Annotated in this window: 25 protein-coding genes and 2 tRNA genes; 20 read left to right on the top strand and 7 right to left on the bottom strand. The window is 72.6% G+C overall.

Annotated elements, in window-relative coordinates:
• Positions 1 to 172 precede the first annotated feature (172 nt).
• The 3 genes from dnaA to gnd all read left to right on the top strand — a co-directional run bounded on the left by dnaA (position 173) and on the right by gnd (position 4,146).
• A complete protein-coding gene (gene dnaA, locus AC4MBH_RS15570; protein ID WP_491795821.1) occupies positions 173 to 1,660 on the top strand; it encodes a chromosomal replication initiator protein DnaA in 1,488 nt (495 codons plus the stop codon).
• A 386-nt stretch (positions 1,661 to 2,046) separates the two neighbouring features.
• Positions 2,047 to 3,186 carry a DNA polymerase III subunit beta gene (gene dnaN, locus AC4MBH_RS15565; RefSeq protein ID WP_491795820.1) on the top strand — a complete coding sequence of 380 codons (1,140 nt, stop codon included), beginning with the start codon at positions 2,047 to 2,049 and terminating at the stop codon, positions 3,184 to 3,186.
• 48 nt (positions 3,187 to 3,234) lie between these two features.
• Positions 3,235 to 4,146, top strand: a complete 912-nt coding sequence (gnd, locus tag AC4MBH_RS15560) for a phosphogluconate dehydrogenase (NAD(+)-dependent, decarboxylating) (RefSeq protein ID WP_491795819.1) — start codon at positions 3,235 to 3,237, stop codon at positions 4,144 to 4,146.
• Positions 4,147 to 4,167: 21 nt separating this feature from the next.
• On the opposite strand, the gene AC4MBH_RS15555 is transcribed toward gnd, so the two are convergent.
• Together AC4MBH_RS15555 and AC4MBH_RS15550 are read right to left on the bottom strand one after the other, a co-directional pair.
• Positions 4,168 to 4,518, bottom strand: coding sequence for a DUF2752 domain-containing protein (locus tag AC4MBH_RS15555; protein WP_491795818.1), 351 nt, complete (start codon positions 4,516 to 4,518; stop codon positions 4,168 to 4,170).
• A 40-nt stretch (positions 4,519 to 4,558) separates the two neighbouring features.
• Positions 4,559 to 5,119, bottom strand: a complete 561-nt coding sequence (locus tag AC4MBH_RS15550; RefSeq protein ID WP_491795817.1) for an NINE protein — start codon at positions 5,117 to 5,119, stop codon at positions 4,559 to 4,561.
• 76 nt (positions 5,120 to 5,195) lie between these two features.
• Here AC4MBH_RS15550 and recF point away from each other — a divergent pair, with 76 nt between their 5' ends.
• Both recF and AC4MBH_RS15540 read left to right on the top strand, forming a co-directional pair.
• Entirely contained in the window at positions 5,196 to 6,389 is a 1,194-nt protein-coding gene (gene recF, locus AC4MBH_RS15545) for a DNA replication/repair protein RecF (RefSeq protein WP_491795816.1), read from the top strand.
• Positions 6,367 to 6,930, top strand: coding sequence for a DciA family protein (locus AC4MBH_RS15540; RefSeq protein ID WP_491795815.1), 564 nt, complete (start codon positions 6,367 to 6,369; stop codon positions 6,928 to 6,930). Before recF ends, AC4MBH_RS15540 begins: the two co-directional genes overlap by 23 nt.
• A 7-nt stretch (positions 6,931 to 6,937) precedes the next feature.
• Here the strand turns inward: AC4MBH_RS15540 and yidD are convergent, their stop codons facing one another.
• The gene (gene yidD / locus AC4MBH_RS15535) at positions 6,938 to 7,357 is read right to left on the bottom strand and encodes a membrane protein insertion efficiency factor YidD (protein ID WP_491795814.1); all 420 of its coding nucleotides are present in this window, start codon (positions 7,355 to 7,357) and stop codon (positions 6,938 to 6,940) included.
• 303 nt (positions 7,358 to 7,660) lie between these two features.
• Between yidD and gyrB the strand changes: the two genes are divergently transcribed.
• From gyrB to AC4MBH_RS15495, 8 genes are all read left to right on the top strand, one after another.
• Entirely contained in the window at positions 7,661 to 9,820 is a 2,160-nt protein-coding gene (gyrB, locus tag AC4MBH_RS15530; protein WP_491796152.1) for a DNA topoisomerase (ATP-hydrolyzing) subunit B, read from the top strand.
• A 140-nt stretch (positions 9,821 to 9,960) separates the two neighbouring features.
• Positions 9,961 to 12,675, top strand: a complete 2,715-nt coding sequence (gene gyrA / locus AC4MBH_RS15525) for a DNA gyrase subunit A (protein ID WP_491795813.1) — start codon at positions 9,961 to 9,963, stop codon at positions 12,673 to 12,675.
• Positions 12,675 to 13,331, top strand: coding sequence for a DUF3566 domain-containing protein (locus AC4MBH_RS15520; RefSeq protein ID WP_491795812.1), 657 nt, complete (start codon positions 12,675 to 12,677; stop codon positions 13,329 to 13,331). The genes gyrA and AC4MBH_RS15520 overlap by 1 nt, the downstream gene beginning before the upstream one ends.
• A 78-nt stretch (positions 13,332 to 13,409) precedes the next feature.
• A tRNA-Ile gene (locus tag AC4MBH_RS15515) sits at positions 13,410 to 13,483 on the top strand.
• 29 nt (positions 13,484 to 13,512) lie between these two features.
• The gene (locus AC4MBH_RS15510) at positions 13,513 to 13,641 is read left to right on the top strand and encodes a DLW-39 family protein (RefSeq protein WP_491795811.1); all 129 of its coding nucleotides are present in this window, start codon (positions 13,513 to 13,515) and stop codon (positions 13,639 to 13,641) included.
• Between the two features lie 21 nt (positions 13,642 to 13,662).
• Positions 13,663 to 13,735: transfer RNA gene (locus tag AC4MBH_RS15505), tRNA-Ala, on the top strand.
• Between the two features lie 86 nt (positions 13,736 to 13,821).
• Positions 13,822 to 14,799, top strand: coding sequence for a hypothetical protein (locus AC4MBH_RS15500; protein WP_491795810.1), 978 nt, complete (start codon positions 13,822 to 13,824; stop codon positions 14,797 to 14,799).
• A gap of 170 nt (positions 14,800 to 14,969) precedes the next feature.
• Positions 14,970 to 16,859, top strand: a complete 1,890-nt coding sequence (locus AC4MBH_RS15495; RefSeq protein ID WP_491795809.1) for an Ig-like domain repeat protein — start codon at positions 14,970 to 14,972, stop codon at positions 16,857 to 16,859.
• A 19-nt stretch (positions 16,860 to 16,878) separates the two neighbouring features.
• On the opposite strand, the gene AC4MBH_RS15490 is transcribed toward AC4MBH_RS15495, so the two are convergent.
• Positions 16,879 to 17,655, bottom strand: a complete 777-nt coding sequence (locus AC4MBH_RS15490; RefSeq protein ID WP_491795808.1) for an MBL fold metallo-hydrolase — start codon at positions 17,653 to 17,655, stop codon at positions 16,879 to 16,881.
• 83 nt (positions 17,656 to 17,738) lie between these two features.
• Between AC4MBH_RS15490 and AC4MBH_RS15485 the strand changes: the two genes are divergently transcribed.
• The 4 genes from AC4MBH_RS15485 to AC4MBH_RS15470 are packed head-to-tail and all read left to right on the top strand — an operon-like array spanning position 17,739 to position 20,754.
• Entirely contained in the window at positions 17,739 to 18,479 is a 741-nt protein-coding gene (locus AC4MBH_RS15485; protein WP_491795807.1) for an SURF1 family protein, read from the top strand.
• Complete coding sequence (locus tag AC4MBH_RS15480; RefSeq protein WP_491795806.1) at positions 18,476 to 18,847, top strand: DUF3817 domain-containing protein; 372 nt, start codon at positions 18,476 to 18,478, stop codon at positions 18,845 to 18,847. Before AC4MBH_RS15485 ends, AC4MBH_RS15480 begins: the two co-directional genes overlap by 4 nt.
• Positions 18,844 to 19,671, top strand: a complete 828-nt coding sequence (locus tag AC4MBH_RS15475) for a patatin-like phospholipase family protein (RefSeq protein ID WP_491795805.1) — start codon at positions 18,844 to 18,846, stop codon at positions 19,669 to 19,671. The genes AC4MBH_RS15480 and AC4MBH_RS15475 overlap by 4 nt, the downstream gene beginning before the upstream one ends.
• Positions 19,672 to 19,695: 24 nt before the next feature.
• Entirely contained in the window at positions 19,696 to 20,754 is a 1,059-nt protein-coding gene (locus AC4MBH_RS15470) for a 1-acyl-sn-glycerol-3-phosphate acyltransferase (protein WP_491795804.1), read from the top strand.
• Positions 20,755 to 20,760: 6 nt separating this feature from the next.
• On the opposite strand, the gene AC4MBH_RS15465 is transcribed toward AC4MBH_RS15470, so the two are convergent.
• Positions 20,761 to 21,396, bottom strand: coding sequence for a hypothetical protein (locus AC4MBH_RS15465; RefSeq protein ID WP_491795803.1), 636 nt, complete (start codon positions 21,394 to 21,396; stop codon positions 20,761 to 20,763).
• 167 nt (positions 21,397 to 21,563) lie between these two features.
• On the opposite strand from AC4MBH_RS15465, the gene AC4MBH_RS15460 reads away from it, so the two are divergent.
• Positions 21,564 to 22,082, top strand: a complete 519-nt coding sequence (locus AC4MBH_RS15460) for a peptidylprolyl isomerase (RefSeq protein WP_491795802.1) — start codon at positions 21,564 to 21,566, stop codon at positions 22,080 to 22,082.
• 6 nt (positions 22,083 to 22,088) lie between these two features.
• Positions 22,089 to 23,012 carry a rhomboid family intramembrane serine protease gene (locus AC4MBH_RS15455; RefSeq protein ID WP_491795801.1) on the top strand — a complete coding sequence of 308 codons (924 nt, stop codon included), beginning with the start codon at positions 22,089 to 22,091 and terminating at the stop codon, positions 23,010 to 23,012.
• Positions 23,013 to 23,202: 190 nt separating this feature from the next.
• Here the strand turns inward: AC4MBH_RS15455 and AC4MBH_RS15450 are convergent, their stop codons facing one another.
• Positions 23,203 to 23,679, bottom strand: coding sequence for a cell division protein CrgA (locus tag AC4MBH_RS15450; RefSeq protein ID WP_491795800.1), 477 nt, complete (start codon positions 23,677 to 23,679; stop codon positions 23,203 to 23,205).
• 45 nt (positions 23,680 to 23,724) lie between these two features.
• On the opposite strand from AC4MBH_RS15450, the gene AC4MBH_RS15445 reads away from it, so the two are divergent.
• A complete protein-coding gene (locus AC4MBH_RS15445; RefSeq protein ID WP_491795799.1) occupies positions 23,725 to 24,483 on the top strand; it encodes a DUF881 domain-containing protein in 759 nt (252 codons plus the stop codon).
• Between the two features lie 16 nt (positions 24,484 to 24,499).
• On the opposite strand, the gene pknB is transcribed toward AC4MBH_RS15445, so the two are convergent.
• A complete protein-coding gene (gene pknB, locus AC4MBH_RS15440) occupies positions 24,500 to 26,290 on the bottom strand; it encodes a Stk1 family PASTA domain-containing Ser/Thr kinase (protein ID WP_491796150.1) in 1,791 nt (596 codons plus the stop codon).
• Positions 26,291 to 26,315: the final 25 nt, after the last annotated feature.

Raw genomic sequence — 26,315 nt, 5'->3', positions numbered from 1 at the left:
CGGCAGCCGCTCGGACCGGCTCCCCGGCGCAGCTCCTCCACAGGCGGGCACCCTGGTTCACAGCCTGTGGATAAAGTTGTGGAACAGTCAGCACGGAGCGACGACGCGGCTCTCACCGCGCCACCTCGACACCGACCCGGGCAGATCCAGACGAAGCGGAGCAAAGCACCCAGTGGACGACCACGGGCTCACCGGAGCCGACCGACCAGACCCGGCTGACCGATCCGACCTCGAGGAGGCCTGGCGCGCCGTCGTCGCCGAGCTCCAACCGCACCAGCAGGCCTGGCTGAAGATGAGCGAGCCGGTCCACCTCCACGAGACCACCGCCATCGTCGCCGTCCCCGACGACTTCACCCGGTCCCAGCTCGAGGGCCGGCTCCGCAACCAGCTGGAGGATGCGCTCACCGACCGCTTCGGGCACGAGATCCGGATCGCGGTGACCGTCAAGCCCGAGCTCGCCACCGCCGAGCCCGAGGTGGTGCCCCAGCCGGTCGACGAACCGACAGATCGATCTGTCGACATGTCGCCGGCACCGGACGCCTTCGGCACCGCGCCCACCGGCCCCGGCAGCCGCGACCGCGCCGACGGGGGCTACGGCCAGGAGCAGGCGAAGTCGGCCCTGGAGACCCGGCTCAACCCCAAGTACACCTTCGAGACCTTCGTCATCGGCTCGTCCAACCGGTTCCCGCACGCCGCTGCCGTCGCGGTGGCCGAGGCGCCGGGTCGGGCCTACAACCCGCTGATGGTCTACGGCGATTCCGGCCTCGGGAAGACCCACCTGCTCCACGCCATCGGCCACTACGTGCGCAGCCTCTACACCGGCGCCAAGGTCCGCTACGTGTCGAGCGAGGAGTTCACCAACGAGTTCATCAACGCGATCCGCGACGACCGGCTCGACCGGTTCAAGCGCCGCTACCGCGAGGTGGACGTGCTGCTGATCGACGACATCCAGTTCCTCGAGGGCAAGACCCAGACGCAGGAGGAGTTCTTCCACACCTTCAACGCGCTGCACAACGCCAACAAGCAGATCGTCCTCACCTCCGACCGTGCGCCCAAGCGCCTCGAGGCGCTCGAGGACCGGCTGCGCAACCGCTTCGAGTGGGGCCTGATCACCGACGTCCAGCTGCCCGACCTCGAGACCCGGATCGCGATCCTGCGCAAGAAGGCGGCGATGGACCGGCTCACGGCGCCGCCCGACGTGCTGGAGTTCATCGCCTCGAAGATCCAGACCAACATCCGTGAGCTCGAGGGCGCCCTGATCCGGGTCACCGCGTTCGCCAACCTCAACCGCCAGGAGGTCGACATGACCCTGGCCGAGATCGTGCTCAAGGACCTGATCCCCGAGGGCGGCGAGCCCGAGATCACGGCGTCGCTGATCATCGCCCAGACCTCCGCCTACTTCGGCCTGCCGATCGAGGAGCTCACCGGACCCAGCCGCGGGCGCCACCTGGTCATCGCCCGGCAGATCGCGATGTACCTGTGCCGCGAGCTCACCGACCTCTCGCTGCCCAAGATCGGCGCGCAGTTCGGCAACCGCGACCACACGACGGTGATGTACGCCGAGCGCAAGATCAATCAGCTCCTCGGCGAGCGCCGCGCGGTCTTCAACCAGGTCAGCGAGCTGACCAACCGGGTCAAGCTCCAGGCCCGCCAGACCTGACCCGCCGCGGCCCGGACCCTGTGCACCGGCGGGCGCCCGAGGTCCGAACTACACGGGGAGGATCTGGGGACAACTGTGGAGGGCGTCCGCGCCGACGCCGCCGGCTCCACACCCCGTCCGCGTTCCCCACCCCGTCATCCACAGGGGCTGTGGACGACGATCGCTCCGCACGACCTGCGCAAACGTCGGTCATCCACAGAACCCACAGCTGCTATGACGACGACCAACCTCCACACGTCCCCTCATCCGGCGAACTCCATCCGGCCCTCCCCCTGTGGAGGACACCTGCCGCGTGGCAGGATGCGAACCCCGCCGGACCCTCGGGGCCCGTGCGCCACCCGCCCCGATCCCGCCCGTCTCGTGCCCATCACCTCGAAGGACCCGCCGTGAAGTTCCGTGTCGAACGCGACGTCCTCGCCGATGCCGTCGCCTGGGCCGCCCGCAGCCTCCCGGTCCGCCCGAGTGCCCCGGTGCTCGCCGGGCTCCTCATCGAGGCCACCGACGACGGGCTCGTCCTCTCGACGTTCGACTACGAGACCTCCGCCCGGGCGTCGCTGAGCGCGGAGATCCACGACGAGGGTCGTGCCCTGGTCAGCGGCCGCCTGCTCGCCGACATCTGCCGCAGCCTCCCGGCCAAGCCGGTCGAGATGGTCATCGAGGGGTCCCGGGTCTCGCTGACCTGTGGTTCCGCGCGCTTCAGCCTCCAGACCATGCCGGTCGAGGACTACCCGACGATCCCCCAGATGCCGCAGGCCACCGGCACCGTGCAGAGCGACCTGTTCGCCCACGCGGTCGCCCAGGCCGTGACCGCCGCCGGCCGCGACGACATGCTGCCGGTGCTGACCGGCGTCCGGCTCGAGATCGACGGCTCGACCATCTCGTTGCTGGCGACCGACCGGTTCCGCCTCTCGCACCGCGAGCTCGGGTGGGAGCCCGGCACGCCCGACGAGTCCGTCGCAGCGCTGGTCCCGGCGCGCGTGCTCGGTGACACCGCCAAGTCGCTGACCTCGGGCAGTGAGGTCACGATCGCGCTGTCCTCCGGCGCCACCGGCGAGGGCCTGATCGGCTTCGAGGGCATCGGCCCGGGTGGCGTACGACGGACCACCACCCGCCTGCTCGACGGCGAGTTCCCCAAGGTCCGCAGCCTGTTCCCCGCCGAGAAGCTCACCGTGGCGCGCGTCGACAAGGCCGCCCTGATCGAGTCGGTCAAGCGGGTCTCCCTGGTCGCCGAGCGCAACACCGCGGTCCAGATGAACTTCAGCGACGGCGTCCTGACCCTCGACGCCGGCTCCGGCGACGAGGCGCAGGCCTCGGAGTCGATCCCCGCCACCATCGACGGCGAGGACATCACGACCGGCTTCAACCCCCAGTTCCTGCTCGACGGGCTCACCGCGATCGACCAGCCGGTCGTCGAGCTGGCGTTCACCCAGGCCTCGAAGCCGGTGGTCATCAGCGGTCTCGGCGAGGACGACGCCAGCGACCCCGGGTTCCGCTACCTCCTGATGCCCCGCCGCCTGCTCTCCTAGAGCACCAGCCGGACCCCACCACACCCACACCAGCCAGGAGACACACGGATGCACCTCGGACTCGTCGGACTCGGCAAGATGGGCGGCAACATGCGCACCCGGATGCGCAACGCCGGCCTCACCGTCGTGGGGTTCGACTTCAACCCCGAGCTCACCGACGTCGACAGCCTCGCCGGGCTCGTCGAGGCCCTGCCCGCCGACGCCCCGCGGGTGGTCTGGGTGATGGTCCCGGCCGGCGACCCGACCAAGAGCACGATCGCCCAGCTCGCCGACCTGCTGCGCGAGGGCGACCTCGTCATCGACGGCGGCAACTCGCGCTGGACCGACGACGAGCTGAACGCCGCGATGCTGGCCGAGCGCGGCATCGGCTTCGTCGATGCCGGGACCTCCGGCGGCGTGTGGGGCCTGGAGAACGGCTACGCCCTGATGGTCGGCGGCAGTGACGACGACGTCGCCAAGGCCCAGCCGGCCTTCGACGCGCTGCGCCCCGAGGGCGAGTTCGGCTTCGTGCACGCCGGCAAGAAGCCGGGCGCCGGCCACTTCGCCAAGATGGTCCACAACGGCATCGAGTACGCGATGATGCAGGCCTACGCCGAGGGCTGGGAGCTGCTGGAGAAGGTCGACGCCGTCGACAACGTCGCCGAGGTCTTCGCCTCGTGGCGCGGCGGCACCGTCATCCGGTCCTGGCTCCTCGACCTGCTGGTCGCCTCGCTCGACGAGGACGAGCACCTCGACAAGCTCGCGGGCTACGCCGAGGACTCCGGCGAGGGCCGGTGGACCGTCGAGGCGGCCATCACCCACGCGGTGCCGCTCCCCGCGATCACCGCCTCGCTGTTCGCGCGCTTCACCTCGCGCCAGGACGACAGCCCGGCCATGAAGGCGATCGCCGCGATGCGCAACCAGTTCGGCGGGCACGCCGTCCGCACGGCGCCGCCGCCGGGTGGCGACGTCGACGCCTGAGCCGCGGGGCGACCGCCGACGTCAGGCGGTCATCCGGACCAGGCCGAACGCCGCCCACAGCAGGCCGACGAGCAGCACGACGGGTCTGCGGGCCAGGCGCTCGACCACCGGCGACGGGCGGTCCAGCCGCCGTGCGCGGACGACGAGCCCGGCCAGCACGACCAGCCCCACCACGAGCACGACACCGAACGGGTGGTCGGCCACCGACCCGGCCAGGTCGCCGTGGGCGAGGTGGACCCACGACCGGGTCAGCCCGCAGGCCGGGCACTCGAGGCCGGTGGTGCGGCGGAACGGGCACAGCACCACACCGTCCTCGACGCGGCGGGGGTCGAGCAGGGCGGCGGCCGCGAGCGCGAGCAGACCCCCGGCCACGACCAGCTCCGCTGGGGCGACCGGGGGTCGGGTGGTGCGATCAGGCGAGCGGGCGTCCATCGGAGTCGGTCATCTTGCGCATGGCGACCAGCACGATGTCGATGATCGACCAGATGCCGCAGCCGCCGAGGGTCACGAGCTTGGCGATGCCGAGCCCGGTGTAGCCGAGGTAGAACCGGTCGACACCCAGGCCGCCCAGCAGCACGGAGAGGATGAGCGTCGTCGTCCACTCCTTCTGCGAGAACAGGCCGGGCACGTTCTTGGCCGGGAACCAGTCCTGGCTCTGCTGCGAGCGCAGCATGGTGTCGCCCTTGACGTTGCCGGCGACGGCCATCTGGGCGAGCTGGCCGTAGTCGATCGGGCCCTGCTCGCCTCCCATCCCCTGCATGAAGAACGGGCCGGGGGCGCCGCCGCCGCCGTAGGCGGGCTGACCCGTGGGCTGGCCGTAGCCGCCGGCCGGCTGGCCGTACGCCGGAGCCGGGGGCTGGGGGGCGCCGTAGGACGGTGCCGGGGGAGGGGGCTGCTGTCCGCCGGACGAGGGCGGGTTGGAGCCGTAGGGGTTGTCGTCGGAGGGACGCTTGGCGAGCGGGTCTTCGGTCATGGCGGCAGGATAGGGCCCGCAGACCCCGGCTGAGCCCCGAAGTGGTGCGGCCGATCGGGCAGGAGAGGATGACGGCGTGCACGTCTCGCACCTCGCCCTGCACAACTTCCGCTCCTACGACCTCGTCGACGTCGCCCTCGGGCCGGGGGTCACGGCGTTCGTCGGCCGCAACGGGCAGGGCAAGACCAACCTGGTCGAGGCGGTCGACTACCTCTCGCGGCTCTCCTCGCACCGCGTCTCCAGCGACGCGCCCCTGGTGCGAGCCGGGGCCGTGCAGGCGGTGATCCGCGCGGCGGTCGTCAAGGACGGCCGCACCGCGGTGCTCGAGGCGGAGATCAATGTCGGCAAGTCGAACAAGGGACGAATCAACAAGTCGACATTGCCGCGGGTGCGTGACCTAGTCGGCCTGGTCCGCACGGTGGTCTTCTCGCCGGAGGACCTGACCCTGGTCAAGGGCGACCCCGGTGACCGGCGCAGGTTCCTCGACGACCTGCTCGTGCTGCGCACCCCCCGCCACGCCGGCACCCTCGCCGACCTCGACCGCGTGCTCAAGCAGCGGGCCACGCTCCTCAAGACCGCCGGCCACGCCCGGCGCGGGTCGTCCGGTCAGGAGTCGGCGCTCTCGACGCTCGACGTGTGGGACGCGCACCTGGCCCGGGTCGGCGCCGAGCTCCTCGCCGAGCGCCTCGCGCTGGTCGAGGAGCTGCGGCCCCACGTCGGCGCGGCCTACGCCACGGTCGCGCGCGGCGCGAGCCGCGACGACGCCACCATCGCCTACAAGCCCTCGCTGGAGCTGCCCGCGTCGGTCACCGCCGACCCGGCGCACCCCGACCGCGGCGACCTCACCGAGGCCCTGCTCGCCGAGCTGGTGCGGCGCCGGGCCGACGAGCTCGACCGCGGCGTGTGCCTCGTCGGGCCGCACCGCGACGACCTGCTCCTCTCCCTGGGTCAGGCCGGGGACGGCACTGGCACCCGGCTACCGGTCAAGGGCTACGCCTCCCACGGCGAGAGCTGGTCGTTCGCGCTCGCCCTCAAGCTGGCGTCGTACGACCTGCTGCGCTCCGACGGCGACGACCCGATCCTGATCCTCGACGACGTCTTCGCCGAGCTCGACAGCGAGCGGCGCGCCCAGCTCGCCGCACTGGTGGCCGGCGCCGAGCAGGTGCTGGTCACCGCGGCGGTCGCCGCCGACGTCCCGGAGGCCCTGGCCGGCACCCGGTTCACCGTGGCGAGCGGGGAGGTGACCCGTGACGAAAGACCCGTCGGGTAAGCAGTCCGGCACCCCGGAGCCCGAGACGCCCGAGACGCCGCGCACCGACGACGGTCTCGACCTCGCGCGGCAGGTGACCCGGGCGACCGCCGGCACCACGCCGGCGGCCCGCAAGCGCTACCGGCGGCGGACGCCGCCCCCGGAGACCCGTCGTGGCCGGCTGTCCGGCGCGCACCCCGACGACCGCGACCCCCAGCTGCTCGGCGGCGAGGTCGGCCGCCTGGTCGGGCGGCACGGTTGGGAGCTCGAGCTGCGGGTGCGCGGCGTCTTCGCCCGGTGGCCCGAGCTGGTCGGCGAGGAGGTCGGCGCGCACTGCACCCCGGAGTCGTTCGCCGACGGCACGCTGGTGGTGCGCACCGACTCCACCGCCTGGGCGACCCAGCTCAAGCTGCTGACGCCGAGCGTGCTGCGCCGGCTCAACGAGGACCTCGGGCACGGCACCGTCACCGTGCTGGAGGTGCTCGGCCCGCACCTGCCGACCTGGAAGAAGGGCCGCCGCTCGGCCCGCGACGGACGCGGACCGCGCGACACCTACGGCTGAGGAGCGCTCAGCGAGCCGGCGGCACCGGGTCGAACGGTTCCGACCTCCCGCACCGGCGTACGCGCCGGAGGGTGAGCAGACCGCCGCGCCAGAATCCGTGCCGCGAGAACGCCTGGAGCCCGTAGCGCGAGCAGGTCGGCGTCATCGAGCACACCGGGTGGGCCCGGTGCACCGACACGTTGAGCTGGTAGGAGCGGACCAGCCGCGCGGCGACGCGCCCCAGGACGCCGTCGGGCCGGGAGACCCAGGGGTCGACGGCGTCGGCGCGGAACGCCCCGGGCAGCACCCGCAGGAGCAGCAGCAGCGGGGAGAGCAGGAAGGGGCTGCAGTCGCAGTCGCCGCAGCTGCCGCAGTCGACGCAGTCGCCGGCGCGCTTCCTGGCCCGAGAGCTCGGCTTCAGCCTGAACCGCCTGCGCCTGTCGCCCATGTGCTCCTCCTGTGTCACCGGGATCGGCCCGCACCCGGACCGGCGGGGCTCATCATGGCCCGCCGGGGGCGTCGCCACGACCCCGAATCGCCGGAGACGCCGACGCAGCCGTCCTGACGGCCGCGACGGCGTACGGGGGCTAGGTCCGACCCCTGCCAGGCCGTCCAGGACACCCGTACGGCCCGCTGACGGCCGTTCGCGGCGACGCGCCGTCCACAGGCCGGAGGCGATGCTGTGAAATGCGGCCCGTAGAGCGGTATCATGGCGATCGAGGTCGCGGCCCGCGCTGGCGCGACCTTCGTCATGTCCGCACCTCCGGGTCCGGACCCCGCCTGCGAAGGGTCCCGCGTGTCCGACCAGCCTGTTCCCGGCTCCCCCTCCGACCTCCCCGACGAGCCCGTCGCGCTGCGCAGCAACACCGTCGACGCGGCGTACGGCGCCGAGTCGATCCAGGTGCTCGAGGGCCTCGAGGCGGTCCGCAAGCGGCCGGGCATGTACATCGGCTCCACCGGTGAGCGGGGTCTGCACCACCTGATCTGGGAGGTCGTCGACAACTCCGTCGACGAGGCCCTGGCCGGCCACTGCGACCGCATCGTGCTGACGCTGCTCGGCGACGGCGGCGTCCGGGTCGAGGACAACGGTCGCGGCATCCCCACCGACACGGCGCCGGGCCAGGAGCTGCCGGCCCTGACGCTGGCGCTGACCGTGCTGCACGCCGGCGGCAAGTTCGGCGGCGGCGGCTACAAGGTCTCCGGCGGCCTGCACGGCGTCGGCATCTCGGTGGTCAACGCGCTCTCGAGCCGCGTGGTCGCCGAGGTCCGCAACCGTGGGCGGCAGTGGCGCCAGGAGTTCGAGGTCGGCGTACCCGTGACCGAGCTCGACGAGGTCGGCACGCTCGCCGAGGGCGAGCGCACCGGCACGACGATCACGTTCTACCCCTCCACCGACGTGTTCGAGACCACGACGTTCAACCTCGAGACCATCACCACCCGGATCCGTGAGTACGCCTTCCTCAACAAGGGTCTCGAGATCGTCGTGCGCGACGAGCGGGTCACCGCCGACGCGGTGGCCGAGGCCGTCGCCGACGACACCGTCGACAACGACCTCGACTCCGCCGGTCACGACGCCCTCGGCGCCGGCGCCCACGGCGGCACCGAGCAGGTCTTCAAGTACGACCGCGGCCTGGTCGACTACGTTGAGCACCTCAACCGCGCCAAGACCCCGGCCAACCCGAGCGTCATCAGCTTCGAGGCCGAGACGCCGCAGTCGACCGAGAACCACATGAGCCTCGAGATCGCGATGCAGTGGAACACGACCTACGCCGAGTCGGTCCACACCTTCGCCAACACCATCAACACCCACGAGGGCGGCACCCACGAGGAGGGCTTCCGCGCGGCGCTCACCTCGCTGATCAACAACGCCGGCTTCGACTGGGGCCTGATGAAGAAGCAGGACGACCGGGTCTCCGGCGACGACATCCGCGAGGGCCTGACCGCGATCATCTCGATCAAGCTCGGCGAGCCGCAGTTCGAGGGCCAGACCAAGACCAAGCTCGGCAACACCGAGGCCAAGGGCTTCACCCAGCGCATCGTCAACGACCAGCTCAAGATGTGGCTGGAGCAGAACCCCGCCGAGGGCAAGGACATCGTCCGCAAGGCCCAGGCCGCGGCCCAGGCCCGGCAGGCGGCCAAGAAGGCGCGCGAGCTGGCCCGGTCCCGCAAGGGCCTGCTCGGTGGCGGCGGCCTGCCCGGCAAGCTGTCGGACTGCCAGTCCAACCGGCCCGAGGAGTGCGAGGTCTTCATCGTCGAGGGCGACTCGGCCGGCGGCTCGGCGCGCCAGGGCCGGGACCCCCGGATCCAGGCGATCCTCCCGATCCGCGGCAAGATCCTCAACGTCGAGAAGGCCCGCATCGACAAGGTCCTCGGCAACGCCGAGGTGCAGTCGATCATCTCGGCGCTCGGCACCGGCATCCAGGACGAGTACAACGTCGACAAGCTGCGCTACCACAAGGTCGTGCTGATGGCCGACGCCGACGTCGACGGCCACCACATCAACACCCTGCTGCTGACGCTGCTGTTCCGGTTCATGCGCCCGCTGATCGAGGGCGGCTACGTCTACATGGCCCAGCCGCCGCTCTACCGGCTGCGCTGGAACAAGCCGGCCGAGCACGAGTTCGTCTACTCCGACGCCGAGCGTGACGCGCTGCTCAAGGCCGGCGTCGAGGCCGGCAAGAAGCTGCCCAAGGAGAACCCGGTCCAGCGCTACAAGGGCCTCGGCGAGATGAACGCCAAGGAGCTGTGGGAGACCACGATGGACCCCGAGCAGCGCCTGATGCTGCAGGTGACCCTCGACGACGCCGCGCACGCCGACGAGATCTTCTCGATCCTGATGGGTGAGGACGTCGAGCAGCGCCGCTCGTTCATCCAGCGCAACGCCAAGGACGTCCGCTTCCTCGACATCTGATCTGAGAGGTGATGCTCGCGCCCTGGCGGCGTTGTCGATCGGTCGACGGCCAAGAACGGGCCGCCTTCCCTCCTCCGCCTTGCCAGACCGCGGCCTCACCACTCAGGTCCCCGGTCCACACGAACGAAAGAGACTGAGCGATGACCCAGACACCCACCGACGGCGGCACTCCTCCCCTGGGCGGGCGCATCGAGCCGGTCGAGCTGCAGACCTCGATGCAGCGCGCCTACATCGACTACGCGATGGCGGTCATCGTCGGCCGCGCGCTGCCCGACGTCCGCGACGGGCTCAAGCCGGTCCACCGGCGGGTGCTGTACGCGATGTACGACGGCGGCTACCGCCCCGACCGCGGGTTCTCCAAGTGCTCGCGCGTGGTCGGCGACGTCATGGGTCAGTACCACCCGCACGGCGACACCGCGATCTACGACACCCTGGTGCGCCTGGCGCAGCCGTGGGTGATGCGCGCGCCACTGGTCCACGGGCAGGGCAACTTCGGCTCGCCGGGCAACGACTCCGCGGCGGCGATGCGGTACACCGAATGCCGGATGGCCCCGCTCGCGCTCGAGATGGTGCGCGACATCAACGAGGACACCGTCGACTTCCAGCCCAACTACGACGGCCGCTCCGCCGAGCCCGTCGTGCTGCCGGCGCGCTACCCCAACCTGCTCGTCAACGGCTCCGCCGGCATCGCGGTCGGCATGGCCACCAGCATCCCGCCGCACAACCTGCGCGAGGTCGCTGAGGGCGCCCGCTGGGCGCTGGAGCACCCCGACGCCAGCCGCGAGGAGCTCCAGGACGCGCTCATCGAGCGGATCAAGGGCCCCGACTTCCCCAACGGCGCGCTCATCGTGGGCCGCCAGGGCATCGAGCAGGCCTACCGCACCGGCCGCGGGTCGGTCACCCAGCGCGCGGTGATCGAGGTCGACGAGGACAACCGGGGCCGCACCTGCTTGGTGATCACCGAGCTGCCCTACATGGTCAACCCCGACAACCTGGCGCTCAAGATCGCCGAGCTCGCCGACTCCGGCAAGGTCCAGGGCATCGCCGACGTGCGCGACGACACCTCCGACCGCACCGGCCAGCGCCTGGTGGTCGTGCTCAAGCGCGACGGCGTGGCGCGGGTCGTGCTCAACAACCTGCTCAAGCACACCGAGCTGCAGACCAACTTCAGCGCCAACATGCTGGCGCTGGTCGACGGGGTGCCGCGCACCCTGTCGGTCGACCAGTTCATCAGCAACTGGGTCGCCCACCAGGTCGAGGTCATCCAGCGGCGCACCCGCTACCGCCTGCGCGAGGCCGAGGAGCGGGCCCACATCCTGCGCGGACTGGTCAAGGCGCTCGACGCGCTCGACGAGGTGATCGCGCTGATCCGGCGCTCGCCGGAGGTCGACGACGCCCGACAGGGCCTGATCCAGCTGCTCGAGATCGACGAGGTCCAGGCCAATGCCATCCTCGACATGCAGCTGCGTCGCCTCGCGGCGCTCGAGCGGCAGAAGATCGTCGACCAGCTCGCCGAGATCGAGCTGCTGATCGCCGACCTCGAGGACATCCTGGCCAACGAGGCCCGGCAGCGGCAGATCATCGCCGACGAGCTCAGCGAGATCGTCGAGAAGTACGGCAACGACCGGCGTACGCAGATCATCGCGGCCGACGGCGACCTGTCGATGGAGGACCTGATCCCGGACGAGGAGCTCGTCGTCTCCATCACCCGCGGCGGCTACGCCAAGCGGACGCTGCGCCACCAGTACCGCACCCAGAAGCGCGGCGGGAAGGGCGTGCGCGGCGCGACCCTGCGCGGCGACGACGTCGTCGAGCACTTCATCGCCACCACCAACCACCACTGGCTGCTGTTCTTCACCACCGCCGGCCGGGTCTACCGGACCAAGGCCTACAACCTCCCCGAGGCCTCGCGCGACGCCAAGGGCGGCCACGTGGCCGGGCTGCTCAGCTTCCAGCCCGACGAGTCCATCGCCCAGGTCCTGGCGATCCGCGACTACGAGCAGATGCCCTACCTCGTGCTCGCCACCCGCGCCGGCCTGATCAAGAAGACCCGCCTGGGCGACTACAACTCCCCGCGCCAGGCCGGGGTGATCGCGATCAACTTCCGCCAGGACGACGACGAGCTGATCGGCGCCGAGCTGGTCGGCCCCGACGACGAGATCCTGCTGGTCTCGCGGCGCGGCCAGGCGGTCCGGTTCAAGGCCGACGACGGCCAGCTGCGGCCGATGGGTCGCGCGACGTCCGGCGTGACCGGCATGGCCACCGGCGCCGGCGACTCGGTGCTCTCGATGTCGGTGATCCGGGCGGCCGAGGCGGCCGTGGAGGACGCCGAGGAGAGCGACGACGTCAAGGTGCAGTACGTCTTCACGATGACCGACGGCGGCTTCGCCAAGCGCTCGCGGATCAACGAGTACCGCCTGACCAACCGCGGGACCAAGGGCGTGCGCGCGATGACGCTGACCAACGAGGACCGCGGCGGCCTCGTCGGCGCGTTCATCGTCGAGGACGGCGACGAGGTGCTCTCGATCACCACCAGCGGGCAGGTCGTGCGCAGCCCGATCAACGCCGACTTCCGGCCGACCGGCCGCTCCACCCAGGGCGTGAAGTTCGTGACGGCCAAGAAGGGCGACGCCGTCGCGGTCGTGGCGCGCTCGGTGGAGGCCAAGGTCGTGGAGGAGGTCGCCGAGGAGGGCGCCCCCGACACGCCCCTCGCCGACGTCGCCGAGACGGTCGAGCGGACGATCGAGGGGGGTGGCGCCGGCGCCGAGGTTTCCGCGGATGTGGTAGCGGATGACACAATCGCCGTCGAGGCTTCCGAGACGGACGCCCCCGACCCAGGTGAGGATGAAGGCTGATGACCGATCGGCCCGCACTGCCGGCCCAGCCGCCGGCGCCGCCGCGGACCCCGGCTGCCGGCCGTCCGTCCCAGTCTCCGGCATCGCCCGGCGCGCCACGCCTGGAGAAGGCGGCGTCCCCCGGCGCGGGTGACACCGCGGTGCGGGTCGGCTTCGCCGAGCGCATCCAGGCCAAGCTCGCCTCGGCCACCCAGTCGTCCGACCGGAACGGCGCGACCTCGGTGGGCACCTCCCAGGGGGTGCCGGGCACGACCTCCGCGACGTCGCGGGCGCCGCAGTCCCGTGGTCCGCGCCGCGCCCGGCTGCGCCTGACCCGGGTCGACCCCTGGTCGGTGATGAAGACCGCCTTCCTGCTCTCGATCGCGTTCGGCATCGTCACCGTCGTCGCCGTGGCGATGATCTGGCAGGTGATCGGCGCCGCGGGCGTGTGGACGTCGATCAACGAGTCGATCAACGAGGTCGTCACGGAGCCCGGCAACCAGCCGTTCGACGTCGAGGACTACGTCGGCACCGACCGGGTCCTCGGGTTCACCATGCTGGTCGCCGCGGTCGACGTCGTCCTGATCACCGCGATCGCCACCCTCGGCGCGTTCCTCTACAACATGTCCGCGGCGCTGCTCGGCGGCATCGAGGTCACCCTCGCCGAGGACAACTGAGGGTCGCCGCCACCGACGTACCGATTGGGAACGCACCACCGCGGTGGAGTAGTGTTCCCGCCGCCCCACCGGGCACTCGGGCCTATAGCTCAGACGGTTAGAGCGCTTCCCTGATAAGGAAGAGGTCACAGGTTCAAGTCCTGTTAGGCCCACGTACCGCACGACGCCCCTGGAGGCGAAGATGAAGAAGATCCTGTTGCTCGCGCTCGCCGCCGCCGGCGCGGTCGCGGCACGCAAGAAGATCGCCGAGGGCCGCACCGAGCAGGCCCTGTGGGCCGAGGCGACCGACGCGGTCTCCAAGTCCCGCTGAGCCGTTCCGCCGCAGCACCCGGGGGCCTTGGCGCAATTGGTAGCGCACCTGCTTTGCAAGCAGGGGGTTAGGGGTTCGAGTCCCCTAGGCTCCACCGTCCCGACGTCCCTTGCCCCCCGCCGGCCCCCCGCCGGCGCCCTGGCGGCACCCTGCCGGGGGAGCGGTGGTGAGATGGCCCTCGTGAACCCGCGTCTCGCGCTCGTCGTCGCCGTCGCCGTGGCGACCACCCTGGCCGGGTGCAGCGACGACGACCGCGACCCGGTGCTGGTGGAGCCGGACGCCGCGGCGACCACCGAGCCCCCGGCGTACGACGCCGAGCTCGAGCCGGCGGCCGCGGTGATGGCGATCGTGCCGGGCGACGCGACCGTGCTGGAGGTGACCGACTTCGAGCAGGTGCGGCTGCAGCTGGGCTTCGGCGAGCTGTCCAGCGCCTCGGACCCGGAGGTGCGCGGCGACTTCTGGCGACGGGCCGACGCTGAGGCGGCGCTCCTGAGCCCGGGGATGCTCCGTGAGGCCGGCTACGAGGGCGAGCTCGGGTTCGGCCAGGACGACGTGTCGTGGGAGGCCCACTTCACCGGCCCCGCGGGGGAGGGGTACGTCGTGAAGTTCCGCGACGACCTCGACCTGGGGGGCGTGCAGCGCGCGGCCGCCGCCTCGACCGGGCCGCTGGCCGGGGCCGTCGTGGTGCCCGGCGTCCAGGTCGCCGCGGTCGGCGCCACCCGCGAGCCGGCCACGAGCTGGGCCGCCGACCCCGCGCTCTTCGAGCTCGTCGGTCCGACGGCCGCGGCGACGTACGTCTCGCGCGACTGCGTGCCGGTGGCCGAGGTCCTGGGCGCCGCGGCGGACGACCTCGCACCCGCGGTCGCGGACGACCTCGCCGACCTCGGTCCGCTCGGGCCGTTCTCGGTCGGGTTCGGCGCCCGGCTGGTCACCGCGCGGCTGGGCCCGCTGCGCGACGACACCTTCGAGCGGGCCCGGCTGGTCGAGACCCTGCCGCCCACCGACCCGGAGTTCGGGGCCGGGTTCACCGAGCCCGTGGTCGCCGACCCGCGCACGGGACGCATCGGGTTCCGCGTCGGCGACGGACCCGTGGCCGCGCGGCTGACCCGGGAGCGGCTGCTGCCGTTCGCGGTGTGCGGGGACGACCAGCCCCGCTGAGCCCTGGTGTCGGGCACCGGACGCCGTCCTTGACACCCCGGCGGCGCCGGACTTTAGTATGACGTCCGTCACAAGGTCGGCCTTGTGCACCAGCCGATCGACGGCGGGCACCCAGAAGTGCTGTCACCCCGACACGACCGCGCGGCCCCGGCCGCAGGAGAGGCAGCACGATGAGACTCCGCAGCGCAGCAGCGACCCTCGCGGTGACGATGATCGGGAGCCTCGCCGCGGGCGGGCTCGCGGCGCCGACCACCGCGGCGCCGGCGCCCTCGGCGGCGTCGTCGGTCGCCCCCGCCGACGGAGCGGACGACGGCTGGTTCACCTCGTGGTCGCAGTCGATCCAGCGCCGGTCGGGACTCACCTTCACCAACCGGACCCTGCGCCAGGTCAGCCGGCTCACCCAGGGCGGCGACCAGGTCCGCCTGCGGCTGGAGAACACCTTCGGGACGACGCCGATGGTGGTCGACAAGACCACCGTCGGCCGCACCGGCGCGGGTGCCGGCATCGTGGCCGGCACGGTCCGACCCGTCCTGTTCGACGGCGCCCAGGCGGTCAGCATCCCGGCGGGCGGCTCGGTCTGGAGCGACCCCGTGGACCTCGCCACCCAGGCGCAGGAGGACGTGACGATCTCGTTCTACGTGCGCAACGCCACCGTGACGACCCTGCACGACCGGGCGGGCCGGACCAACTGGTTCGCCCCGGACAACGGCGGCGACTTCGCGGCGGCCGAGTCGGGCGCCGCCTTCACCGAGACGCACGGGTGGAACTACATCGTCGGCGCCGTCGACGTCCACGACGACGACCTGGCCGGCACGGTGGTGGCCTACGGCAGCTCGGTGGTCGACGGCACCGGCTCGGAGAGCTGCGGCCCCGGCTGCACCGAGCCCGACCCCTACATGCGCTGGACCGACATCGTCGGCCGCAGGATCGACGACGCCCTCCCCGCCGACCGGCAGCTGACCCTCGTCAACGCCGGGATCGGCGGCACCACGGCCTCCCCGGCGTGCGGCGGCGGTGGCAACGACGGCGTGTCCCGGCTGAGCCGCGACGTGCTGTCGCTGCACGGTGTCACCGCGCTGATCTACTACTACGGCACCAACGACATCGCCAACCTCGGCAACGGCTGCAACGCCGAGGCGCTCGTCTCGAGCATGCGCGCCACCTTCGCCGAGCTGCGCGCCGCGGGCATCAAGGTGTTCGTCACCCCGGTCACGCCGCGTCCCACCTACAACGCCGCGCAGAACGCCGCTCGCGCCGAGGTCAACGCCTTCATCCGTGAGGGCGGCCGCTGCAGCGGCACCTGCGACGGCGTCATCGACTTCGACCAGGTGCTGCGCGACCCGGGCAGCCCCGACCGGATCCGGGCGGCGTACGACGTCGACGGCCTGCACGTCAACACGTTGGGTCAGCAGGCATTGGCCGACGCGGTCCCCCTCGAGCGGATCGCCGCGGCGGCGGTGACCTCCAGGACGGTGCTGAGCGTGGGCGACACCTCGCTGCGCTACGGCACCGGCACGCAAGCACGCATCGTCGTGGTCGCGACCGGCCCCGCGGCACACGGCCCGGTCGAGCTCCTCGCCGGCACCACGCCGGTGGGCAGCGCGGCGCTGGTGCCCGACGCGGAGGTGCCCGGCATGTCGGCTGCCACCGTCACCGTCGCGCCGCGGGCGCTGCCGCCCGGCGTGCACGAGCTCTCCGCCCGGTACGCCGGGGACGACCGCCTGCGACCTTCGAGCGACACCGCCAGGATCACCGTGACCAGGGCGGTCGCCCGGGTCGGCGCCACGCTGCGCAACCCGGGGAGCCTGACCACCGCCGCCCGCGGCGTGGTGGCGGTGACCGTGCGGGCCTCCGGCGTCACCGGCCCCGGCGGCAGCGTCGTCGTCCGCGACGGCGCGCGCAAGGTCGGCACGGCCCCGGTCGCCGCGGACGGTTCGGCGCTGGTCCGGCTCGCCCGGCTGCCGGCCGGCAGGCGGACCCTGACCGTGACCCACGGCGGGTCGGCGTTCGTCGAGCCGGGGGCGCGCGCGACGCTCAGGGTCACCGTGCGGCGACGCTGACCGCGCCTCCCGGCGGTGACTAGGCCGTCGCGAACGCCGCCAGCTCGGTCGGGTCGTGGGCGCTGAAGACCCGCAGCCCCGGGTGCTCGGCACCGACCAGCTCGCGCAACCGGGCCTGGTTGGCCACCCGCGTCGGGTTGTCCTGGGCGAGGACCTTCTGCACCACCCTCAGCGCCCGCGGCGTGGTCGGCGGCTCGGTCAGGTCACCGGGGTGGAAGTAGGAGTCGCCGGCGTGCACCACCCAGCCGTCGTCGGTCCCGGGGTCGCGGACGGCGACCAGCGCGTGCCCGCGGCTGTGCCCGGCGAGCGGCACCATGACGACGTCGTCCCCGAGCACCGTCACCGACTCGAAGCCGAACCAGTCGTCGCCGACGGCGTGGTGGGTGGCGAACCGGGCGTCCTTCCACTGCGCCTCGAGGTAGCGCCCGTGCTCCATGCCCCGCGGGTTGCGCGCGGCCTCGAGCTCGGCGTCGTAGACGTGCACGGTGGCGTGGGGGAAGTCGCCGACGCCGCCGGCGTGGTCGAGGTCGAGGTGGGTGAGCACGATGTCGGTGACGTCCTCGGCGCGGTGGCCGAGGGCCTCCACCTGGGCGAGCGCGGTCTCCTGCGGCCGCAGCGCCGGCCGCATCATCGCCTTGAACGCCCGGCCGAGCCGCGCGGAGTGCGCGAGGTCGTCGGTGCCGAAGCCGCTGTCGACGAGGAGGAGACCGTCGTCGCGCTCGACCAGCAGCACGTGGGCAACCATCGGACCGACGAGCCGGGGAGCGAACGACGCGCAGTTGAGGTGACGGATCACGCAGGCATGGTGGCAGACTCGGCGGCCTCCCGCTCGGCGTGACCGCGCTCCCGACACCCGGGCGGCGTCCGTAGGCTGGAGCGGTGCGCGCGCTGCTGACCCCGAGGATGCTCGCCGCGCACCTGCTCGGCCTGGTGGCCGTCGGGGTCGCGCTCACCCTGGGCCTGTGGCAGTACGACGCCTGGCAGGAGCGTCGCTCGGCCGAGGCGGTCGACCTGACCGGCGCCGACCCCGTCCCGCTCGCCGACGTGATCGGTCCCGACGACCCGTTCCCGGGTGACCGCGTGGGGCAGCCGGTGACCGTGACCGGCACCTGGGACCCCGGTGCCACCGCGCTGATCTCCGACCGGCCGCGTGCGGACGTCGACGGCTACTGGGTGGTGACCCCCCTGCTCGTCGCCGGGCCCGAGCAGGCGTCGCTGCCGGTGGTGCGCGGGTGGGTCGCCTCGCCCGACGACGTACCCCCCGCGCCCGAGGGCGCCGCCGAGCTCGACGGCTGGCTGCAGCCCCCCGAGGGCACCGGCGCCGTCGACGACGACCCGGCCGACGACGTCTTCCCGCAGCTGCGGGTCGCCGACCTCGCCCAGCGCGTCGACGCCGACCTCTACAGCGCCTACGCCGTGGCCCGCGACGGCGTCGGCGGGCTGCCGGCCGGCGACCTCGCGGAGCTGCCCGAGGCCAGCGGGACCACGGCGTTGCGCAACCTGCTCTACGCCATCGAGTGGTGGGTCTTCGGGGCGTTCGCCGGCTTCGTGTGGTGGCGCTTCGTGCGCGAGTCCCACGAGGCCGCCACGGTGGTCCACGCGGTAGCGTCGGGCCCGTGAGCCCCGACGTCGCGACCCCCCTCAAGGCCTACCGGGTGATGGCGACGGTCGTCGGGGTGCTGCTCGTCGTGCTGATCCTGGTCGGCGTGCCGATGAAGTACCTGCTCGACGACGGCACCTCGCTGCAGGAGGCCGGCGAGTGGATCACCACCAACCTCGGCGTGCTGCACGGCTGGCTCTACATGATCTTCCTGTTCGCAGCCTTCTGGCTCTCCCGGCGGGCCGACTGGGACATCCCCTTCACCGCCGTGACCCTGGTCTGCGGCACCGTGCCGCTGCTGTCGTTCTGGGCCGAGCACCGCGCCACCCGCCGGGTCCGCGAGGAGCACGGACCCGACAGCACCACGGCGCTGACTGCGAGCCCGTGACCACGGCGTTCGTGCTCGGCGGCGGCGGCGTGCTGGGCGCCGTCGAGGTCGGCATGCTGCGCGCCCTCTTCGAGCACGACATCACCCCCGACCTGGTGCTCGGCACCAGCATCGGCGCGATGAACGGCGCCCTCGTGGCGCGCGAGCCCGACGCGCGGGTGGTCGACCGGCTCCTCGCGCTGTGGTCGGACGCCGCCGGCACCGGCAGCGACGTGCTCGGCGGGTCGCGGATCAGGACGGTGCGCCGGGCCGTGTCCACCGGCACCCACCTCTACAGCGCCGGGCCCCTCGCCCGGCGGCTCGCCGACGAGCTCGGCGACGTGCGCTTCGAGGACCTGCCGGTGCCGTTCCAGGTCTGCGCGGCCAGCATCGAGCGCTCGGCCGAGCACTGGTTCACCAGCGGCCGCGTCGTCGACGCGGTGATCGCCAGCGCCGCGGTCCCCGGCCTGCTCCCGCCGGCCAAGGTCGGCGACGAGCACTACCTCGACGGCGGCATCGTCAACTCCGTCCCCCTCGGCCGGGCCGTCGCGCTGGGTGCGACCCGCGTCTTCGTGCTGCAGGTCGGTCGCCTCGACCGGCCCCTCGACGTACCGCGGCGGCCGTGGGAGGTCGCGCGGGTGGCGTTCGAGGTCGCCCGCCGGCACCGGTTCGTCCGCGAGCTCGCCGAGCTGCCCGACCACGTCGAGTGCCACGTGCTGCCGGCCCGGGGCACCTCCGATCGCGACGACACCATCTGGGCCGCCCGCGACTTCGGCAGCGTCGAGCGCCGGATCGAGCAGACCTACGCCGCGAGCACGGCGTACCTCGACGACCTGGGGGCCTGAGCCGTGGTCAGGGTGGTCCGGCGGGTGGTCCTGGTGCCCCTGGTCTTCCTGCTCGCCGCGGTGCTGTGGGTGACCCTGCCGCTGTGGCTAGTCGTGGCCGCCGCCCTCTCCCCGCTGCTGCCCGGGCACTGGCGGGCCCTGCGCCTGTTCTGGCTGGCCGTCCTCTACGTCACCGTCGAGGTGCTGCTGCTGGTCATCCTGTTCGGCTGGTGGCTGGCCTCCGGCTTCGGCTGGCGGCTCCGGACGCCGTACTGGGAACGGCTGCACTACGACCTGGTGCAGGGCACGCTGTGGATCTTCTTCCGCGAGGCCAAGCGGGTGCTGCGGCTGCGCATCGACACCGACGGCCCGACCCCGGACGCCCACCCGGGCAAGCCGATCGTGGTCGCGTGCCGGCACGCCGGGCCCGGTGACTCCTTCACCCTGCTCCACGCGCTGATGCACTGGTACGGGCGCGAGCCGCGGGTGGTGCTCAAGGACACCCTCGCCTGGGACCCGGCCATCGACGTGCTGCTGCGGCGGATCCCGGCGCGGTTCATCACGCCCGACCCCGGGCCGGGGGTCGACCTCGAGTCCCTCATCCGCGACCTCGCCACCGGGCTCGACGAGAACGACGCGTTCGTGATCTTCCCCGAGGGCGGCAACTTCACCGAGGCGCGCCGTACGCGGGCGATCGCCCGGCTGCACAAGCTCGGGCTGCACGCGATGGCCGAGCGGTCCGAGGCGATGACGCGGGTGCTCGCCCCCCGACCGGGCGGGCTGCTCGCCGCACTCGACGCCGCACCGGACGCCGACGTCGTCCTGGTCGCGCACACCGGGCTCGACCACCTGCTCACCGTCGGGGACCTGTGGCGCGAGCTGCCGATGGACAAGCGGATCGTGATGCGCTGGTGGCAGGTGCCGCGCGCGGAGATCCCGGCCGACCGCGACGGCCGGATCGAGTGGCTCTACGGGTGGTGGGAGCGCATCGACGCGTGGGTCGGCGAGCACGCCCCTCAGGACCTCCCGCGGCGCCGGCTGCTGGTGCCGGACAAGCAACCACCTGCCCCGCCGGACGGCGGGACAGGTGGTCGGACGGGCTGAGCCCGGCTACTTCGTGTCGGGGTCGAGGTCGACGACCTCGGCCGGCTCGTCGGGCGTCGTCACCGGGTGCGGCGCCTCGGTCGCGTCGGCGATCGCCTCGTCGGGGCCCGCGCCGCCGGTGTCGACCGCGTCGGTCGGCGGGACCGCGCTCGGCGTCGAGGTGGGTGCCGGCTTGGCCGCCGGCGCCGGGGTGGGCGTGTAGGACGACTGCCAGTTGTCGTTGCCGCCGCCCTGGAGCTTCTTGGCGAGGACGGCGACGCCGCCGGCGACCACGCCGAGGACGAGGAGCGTCTTGATCTTGCTCCGCTTCTTGGGCTGCTCGCCCCGGAGCTCGGCGACCTTGGTCTCGGCGAGCGAACGGGCGGCGACGGCCTTCTCACCGGCCAGCGCGGCGCCGCCGGCCACCAGCGGGACGGCCTTGGCGCGCGCGTCGGCGAGCACCGGGGCCGCCTTGTCGCGGGCGTCGACCAGCGCCGGGCCGGCCTTGTCGCGGGCGTCGGCCAGTGCGGGGATCGCGGTGTCCTGCACGAACTCGCGGGCCTGCTCGTAGGCGGAGTCGACGTGCGGGCGAAGCGTCTCGACGACGTCGATGGCCTGGTCGCGCGCCTGGTCGACCAGCGACTTGTTCTTGCGGAGTCCCATACGAGCCTCCCTTTCCGGGTAGTACGGCCTGCAGCGGGCGTGTTGCTCCACCCAACCACCCCGTCCCACGCGAATCCACCCCGGGGCGGGTGAGGGCCACATGGCAGGATCGAGGAGATCCGTACGGCGTCACGCGGCGCCGTCGACCTCCATCGCGAAAGGCTGTCATGGCAGACCTGCAAGCCATCTTGAAGACCAACCGGGGCGACATCGCCATCACCCTGTTCCCGAACCACGCCCCCGAGACGGTCGAGAACTTCACCGGTCTCGCGACCGGCGAGAAGTCCTACTCCACCCCTGACGGCCGCACCGGCAAGTTCTACGACGGCCTGGGCTTCCACCGGGTCATCTCCGGCTTCATGATCCAGGGCGGGTGCCCGCTCGGCACCGGCACCGGCGGGCCGGGCTACACGTTCAAGGACGAGATCCACCCCGAGCTGGTCTTCGACAAGCCCTACCTGCTCGCGATGGCCAACGCCGGGCCGGGAACCAACGGCTCGCAGTTCTTCATCACCGTCGGCGCGACGCCGTGGCTCAACCGCAAGCACACGATCTTCGGCGAGGTGGCCGACCAGGCCTCGCGTGACGTCGTCGACGCGATCGCGGCCACCCCGACCGGCGCCGGTGACCGGCCGGTCGAGCCGGTGGTCTTCGAGAGCGTCGAGATCGTCGGCGACAAGGGCTGACCCTCGATGTCGGTTCCCGCGTCCGGCGTGCCGGTCTGCTACCGCCACGCCGGGCGTGAGACCCACATCCGCTGCCAGCGCTGCGAGCGGCCGATCTGCCCCGAGTGCATGCGCGACGCCGCGGTCGGCTTCCAGTGCCCCTCCTGCATCGCCGAGGGGGCCCGCTCGACGCGCCAGGCGATGTCGCCGTACGGCGGGCGACGCTCGACCAACCCGGCGCTGACGTCGTACGTGCTGATCGGCCTCAACCTCGCCGTCTGGTTCGCCGTGCTCGCGACCGGCTGGCACGAGAGCCGGCTCGTGCCGCGGCTCTCGCTGCTCGCCCGGGGCTTCTGCGAGTCGGTCGGCACGGCCGGGGCCTACTACCCGGCCTCCGGGTCCGAGCTGTGCGTCGGCCCCGACGCCCGCTGGGTGCCCGGGGTGGCCGACGGCGCCGTCTGGCAGCTGCTGACCAGCACGTTCATGCACGTGGAGATCTGGCACATCGCGGGCAACATGCTGGGGCTGTTCTTCCTCGGCCCCCGGGTCGAGGCGGCCGTCGGCCGGGCCCGGTTCCTCGCCATCTACTTCCTCGCGGGGCTGGCCGGCTCCGCGGTCGCGTACGCGTTCCAGGGCCCCGACACCTACACGCTCGGCGCGTCCGGGGCGATCTTCGGGATCTTCGGTGCCCTCGTGGTGCTGATCCGCAAGGTCGACGGCGACCTGCAGCTGATCGGCGTCCTGCTCGCCGTCAACGTGGTGGCCAGCCTCCGCGCCGACGTCTCCTGGCAGGCCCACCTCGGCGGTTTCGTCGGCGGAGCGCTGGCCACGGCGATCATCGTCTACGCCCCCCGCGGCGCCCGGCGCTCCTTCGTGCAGTGGTCCGCCCTGGCCGGGGTGGCCGCCCTGGTCGCCCTCGCGATCATCCTCCGCTCCGCCGCCCTCGCCTGACCCCGAGGTTGTCCACAGCTGTGGACAGCCCGGTGGACAACTACACCGGTGTCATTCGTTCCACAGCTGGGGACAACCCTGTGGATAACCCGGCACGCGCGCTGACCCGTCGCATCGTGGCGACGGGTCAGCGCGAAAAAGGGACTGACCCGTCGCATCGTTGCGACGGGTCAGCGGGGAGCGGGTCGGGTCACTCCCAGCGGGTGGCGAAGGTGAAGCCGACGCCCATGAACGCGATGCCGACGATCAGGTTCTTCTGGTCGAGGTCGTTGAAGACCGGGACGCTGGAGGTGTCCTGGGCGATCGCGTAGAAGACGCAGATCCAGGCCAGGCCGATCAGGAAGCAGCCGAGCATGCCGACCACGACGCCGCGGCCGCGGCCGAGCGGGGTGGAGGGGTGGGCCGAGACGACGAGGCCGAGGAGGATCGCGCCGAAGCCGATCACGTAGTTCCAGCCGGCGAGGTCGCGCATGAAGCCGGGGCCGGTGGCGGGGTAGGGCTGGCCCTCGTCGTTGAAGCCCTCGGGCGCGCGGACGCCGATGTAGTAGAAGGCGATCCACGCGATACCGAGCGCGATCAGCAGCAGCGCGAGCGCGAAGCGCACGCTGAGGATCGGCCCCCGGTCGGGGTCGAACGTCTGCTGCTGCTTCGACTTGAGCTTGGCCACGGTGGAGAGTCCTTCGGGTCGATGGTCGCGGGCTACCTTAGTCGCGTGACCTCCCCGGACCGAACCGAGCCCCGCTCGCGGGGGCCGTGGCGCGTCGGCACCCCGCTCGTGGTGCTGCTCTGCGGGGGCCTGTTCGTGCTGAGCGCCACCAACAGCGAGGGCACCGACCTGCGCCCGGGGCGCTACACCTCGCTGGCCGACCTGACCGAGGGCGCCTCGCAGACCTACGAGGGCCTGCAGGCCGACGCCGCCGCGCTCGAGGCCGAGGTCGACGCCCTGGCCCGCGAGGTCGACGACGCGCGGGTGCGCAAGGAGCAGCGCCGCGCGCAGGCCCTGCGCGGACCCGCCGGGCTCGAGCCCGTGGCCGGCCCGGGCCTGACCATCGTGATGTCCGATGCGTCCGAGGAGCGCCTCGAGGAGGCCGCGGCGCCCGACTCCGGCATCGACCCCGACCTGCTCGTCGTGCACCAGGAGGACCTCCAGGCGGTGGTCAACGCGCTGTGGGCCGGCGGGGCCGAGGCCGTCACCGTGCAGGGCCAGCGCATCGTCACCACCACGGGCATCAAGTGCTCGGGCAGCGCGGTCCAGCTGCAGGGCGTGCCCTACCCCGAGCCCTACACGATCGAGGCGATCGGAGACCCCAGCGAGCTCGTGGCCGCCGTCGACGGCGACGGCGACGTCGCTGCGTTCCGCTCCGACACCGACGAGTACGGCGTCGGGTGGTCGCTGGCCGAGGACGAGACCGTCGAGGCGCCGGCGTACGACGGCCTGCTCGACGTCGACCAGGCCCGACCGCTCGGCTGAACCGGGTCGGCCCGGGTCAGTCGTCGCGGCCCCGCTCGCCCCGCCGACCGGCGGGCGGCGTCGTGGTCGGCGGCCCCGTCGGCGGCGGGGTCGTGGTCGGCGGCGGGGTGGTCGGCGGGGTGGTGGTGGTCGGCGGTGACGTGGTCGTCGGCTCGACGAAGACGGACACGAAGATCGTCACCACGCTGCCCTCGGGCAGCTCGGACCCCGGCGGCTGGGACTGGCGGGTCACCGTGCCGGCCACCTCGGTGGAGGCGGAGTCCTCGCCGACGTCGACGTCGAACCCGGCAGCCTCGATCCGCTGGCGGGCCTGTTCCTCGGTGAGGCCGACGACCGGCGGCACCTGCTCCATGCCGTCGGAGTAGTAGAGCGTGATGACGGCGCCCTTCTCGACCATCTCGCCGGCCTCGGGCGACTGCGAGAGCACCTCGCGGGCGGGGCGGTCGCTCTTCTCCTCGATCTTGCGTGGTCGCAGCCCCGCCTCGCGGAGCCGGGCGCTCGCATCAGCCAGGTCGGACCGCACCACGTCGGGGACGGCGATCTCCTCCCGGCCGATCGAGACGGTCATGGTGATGGTGTCGCCCGGGTCGAGGAACCCCGAGGCCGGTTCCTGGCTGATCACCTGGTTGACCGGCACGGTGTCGCTGTTCTCGACGAGCACCTCCGGCACGAGCCCGGCGTCGCCGATGCGGGCGCGCGCCTCGTCCTCGGTCAACCCGACCAGCTGCGGCACCTCGACCCGCTCGGGCGAGTCGGGGAACAGCGAGTCCTGGAAGAGGAACCACAACGCGATCAGCAGGCCGATCAGCAGCAGCCCGAGCACCACCCACAGCCCGGTGCGGGGTGGGTGGTCGTCGTCGGGCAGTGCCGCCGGGTCGGGACGACGGGGCGGGGTCGCCGGCACCGGCGCGGCCGCGACGGCGGCGCGCACCGGCTCGGGCGGCGGGGGCGGGACGACGGCGGCCTCGACCGGGCGGCCGGCGAGGTAGCGCTCGATGTCGGTGCGCATCGCGCCGGCCGACTGGTAGCGGTCCTCGACCCGCTTGGCGAGCGCCTTCATCACGATCGCGTCGACGTCCTCGGGCAGGTCGCCGTCGTGCGCGGACGGCGGGTCGGCCTGCTCGCGCACGTGCTGGTAGGCCACCGCCACCGGGCTGTCGCCCACGAACGGCGGACGGCCGGTGAGCAGCTCGTAGAGCAGGCAGCCGGCGGAGTAGACGTCGGAGCGCGAGTCGACGGTCTCGCCGCGGGCCTGCTCGGGGGAGAGGTACTGCGCCGTGCCGACGACCGCGGCGGTCTGGGTCATGGAGTTGGCGGCGTCGCTCATCGCGCGGGCGATGCCGAAGTCCATCACCTTGACGTCGCCGCTCGGCGTCAGCATCACGTTGCCGGGCTTGATGTCGCGGTGGATGATGCCGGCGCGGTGGCTGTAGTCGAGCGCCGACAGCACGCCGCTGGTGATCTCCAGCGCCCGCTCGGGCAGGATCTTGCGGCCCTCGCGCAGGATGTCGCGCAGCGTCCGGCCGGCGACGAACTCCATCACGATGTAGGGCTGGGCGACCCCGGAGCCGTCGGTGGCCTCCTCCTCGCCGGTGTCGTAGACCGCGACGATCGAGGGGTGGTTGAGGGAGGCCGAGGACTGCGCCTCGCGCCGGAAGCGGGCCTGGAACGTCGCGTCGCTGGCCAGGTCGGTGCGCAGCCGCTTGACGGCGACGATGCGGCCGAGCCGCGAGTCGGTGCCCTTGCGCACCTCGGCCATGCCGCCGCGGCCGAGTAGCTCGCCGAGCTGGTAGCGGCCGCCGACCATCCCCGCGCCGGGGTGGCCGCCGGTG

It is taken from the genome of Nocardioides sp. WJ219 (genome assembly GCF_058559815.1).
This window is presented reverse-complemented; position numbering and strand designations above follow the sequence as displayed.

Coding starts and splice junctions, on each gene's coding strand:
- AC4MBH_RS15455 (WP_491795801.1), top strand. CDS start 22,089: ATGTCGGTTCCCGCGTCCGGCGTGCCGGTCTGCTACCGCCACGCCGGG.
- AC4MBH_RS15520 (WP_491795812.1), top strand. CDS start 12,675: ATGACCGATCGGCCCGCACTGCCGGCCCAGCCGCCGGCGCCGCCGCGG.
- AC4MBH_RS15510 (WP_491795811.1), top strand. CDS start 13,513: ATGAAGAAGATCCTGTTGCTCGCGCTCGCCGCCGCCGGCGCGGTCGCG.
- gyrA (WP_491795813.1), top strand. CDS start 9,961: ATGACCCAGACACCCACCGACGGCGGCACTCCTCCCCTGGGCGGGCGC.
- gyrB (WP_491796152.1), top strand. CDS start 7,661: ATGTCCGCACCTCCGGGTCCGGACCCCGCCTGCGAAGGGTCCCGCGTG.
- yidD (WP_491795814.1), bottom strand. CDS start 7,357: ATGGGCGACAGGCGCAGGCGGTTCAGGCTGAAGCCGAGCTCTCGGGCC.
- AC4MBH_RS15495 (WP_491795809.1), top strand. CDS start 14,970: ATGAGACTCCGCAGCGCAGCAGCGACCCTCGCGGTGACGATGATCGGG.
- AC4MBH_RS15460 (WP_491795802.1), top strand. CDS start 21,564: ATGGCAGACCTGCAAGCCATCTTGAAGACCAACCGGGGCGACATCGCC.
- pknB (WP_491796150.1), bottom strand. CDS start 26,290: ATGGTCGGCGGCCGCTACCAGCTCGGCGAGCTACTCGGCCGCGGCGGC.
- gnd (WP_491795819.1), top strand. CDS start 3,235: ATGCACCTCGGACTCGTCGGACTCGGCAAGATGGGCGGCAACATGCGC.
- AC4MBH_RS15550 (WP_491795817.1), bottom strand. CDS start 5,119: ATGACCGAAGACCCGCTCGCCAAGCGTCCCTCCGACGACAACCCCTAC.
- AC4MBH_RS15465 (WP_491795803.1), bottom strand. CDS start 21,396: ATGGGACTCCGCAAGAACAAGTCGCTGGTCGACCAGGCGCGCGACCAG.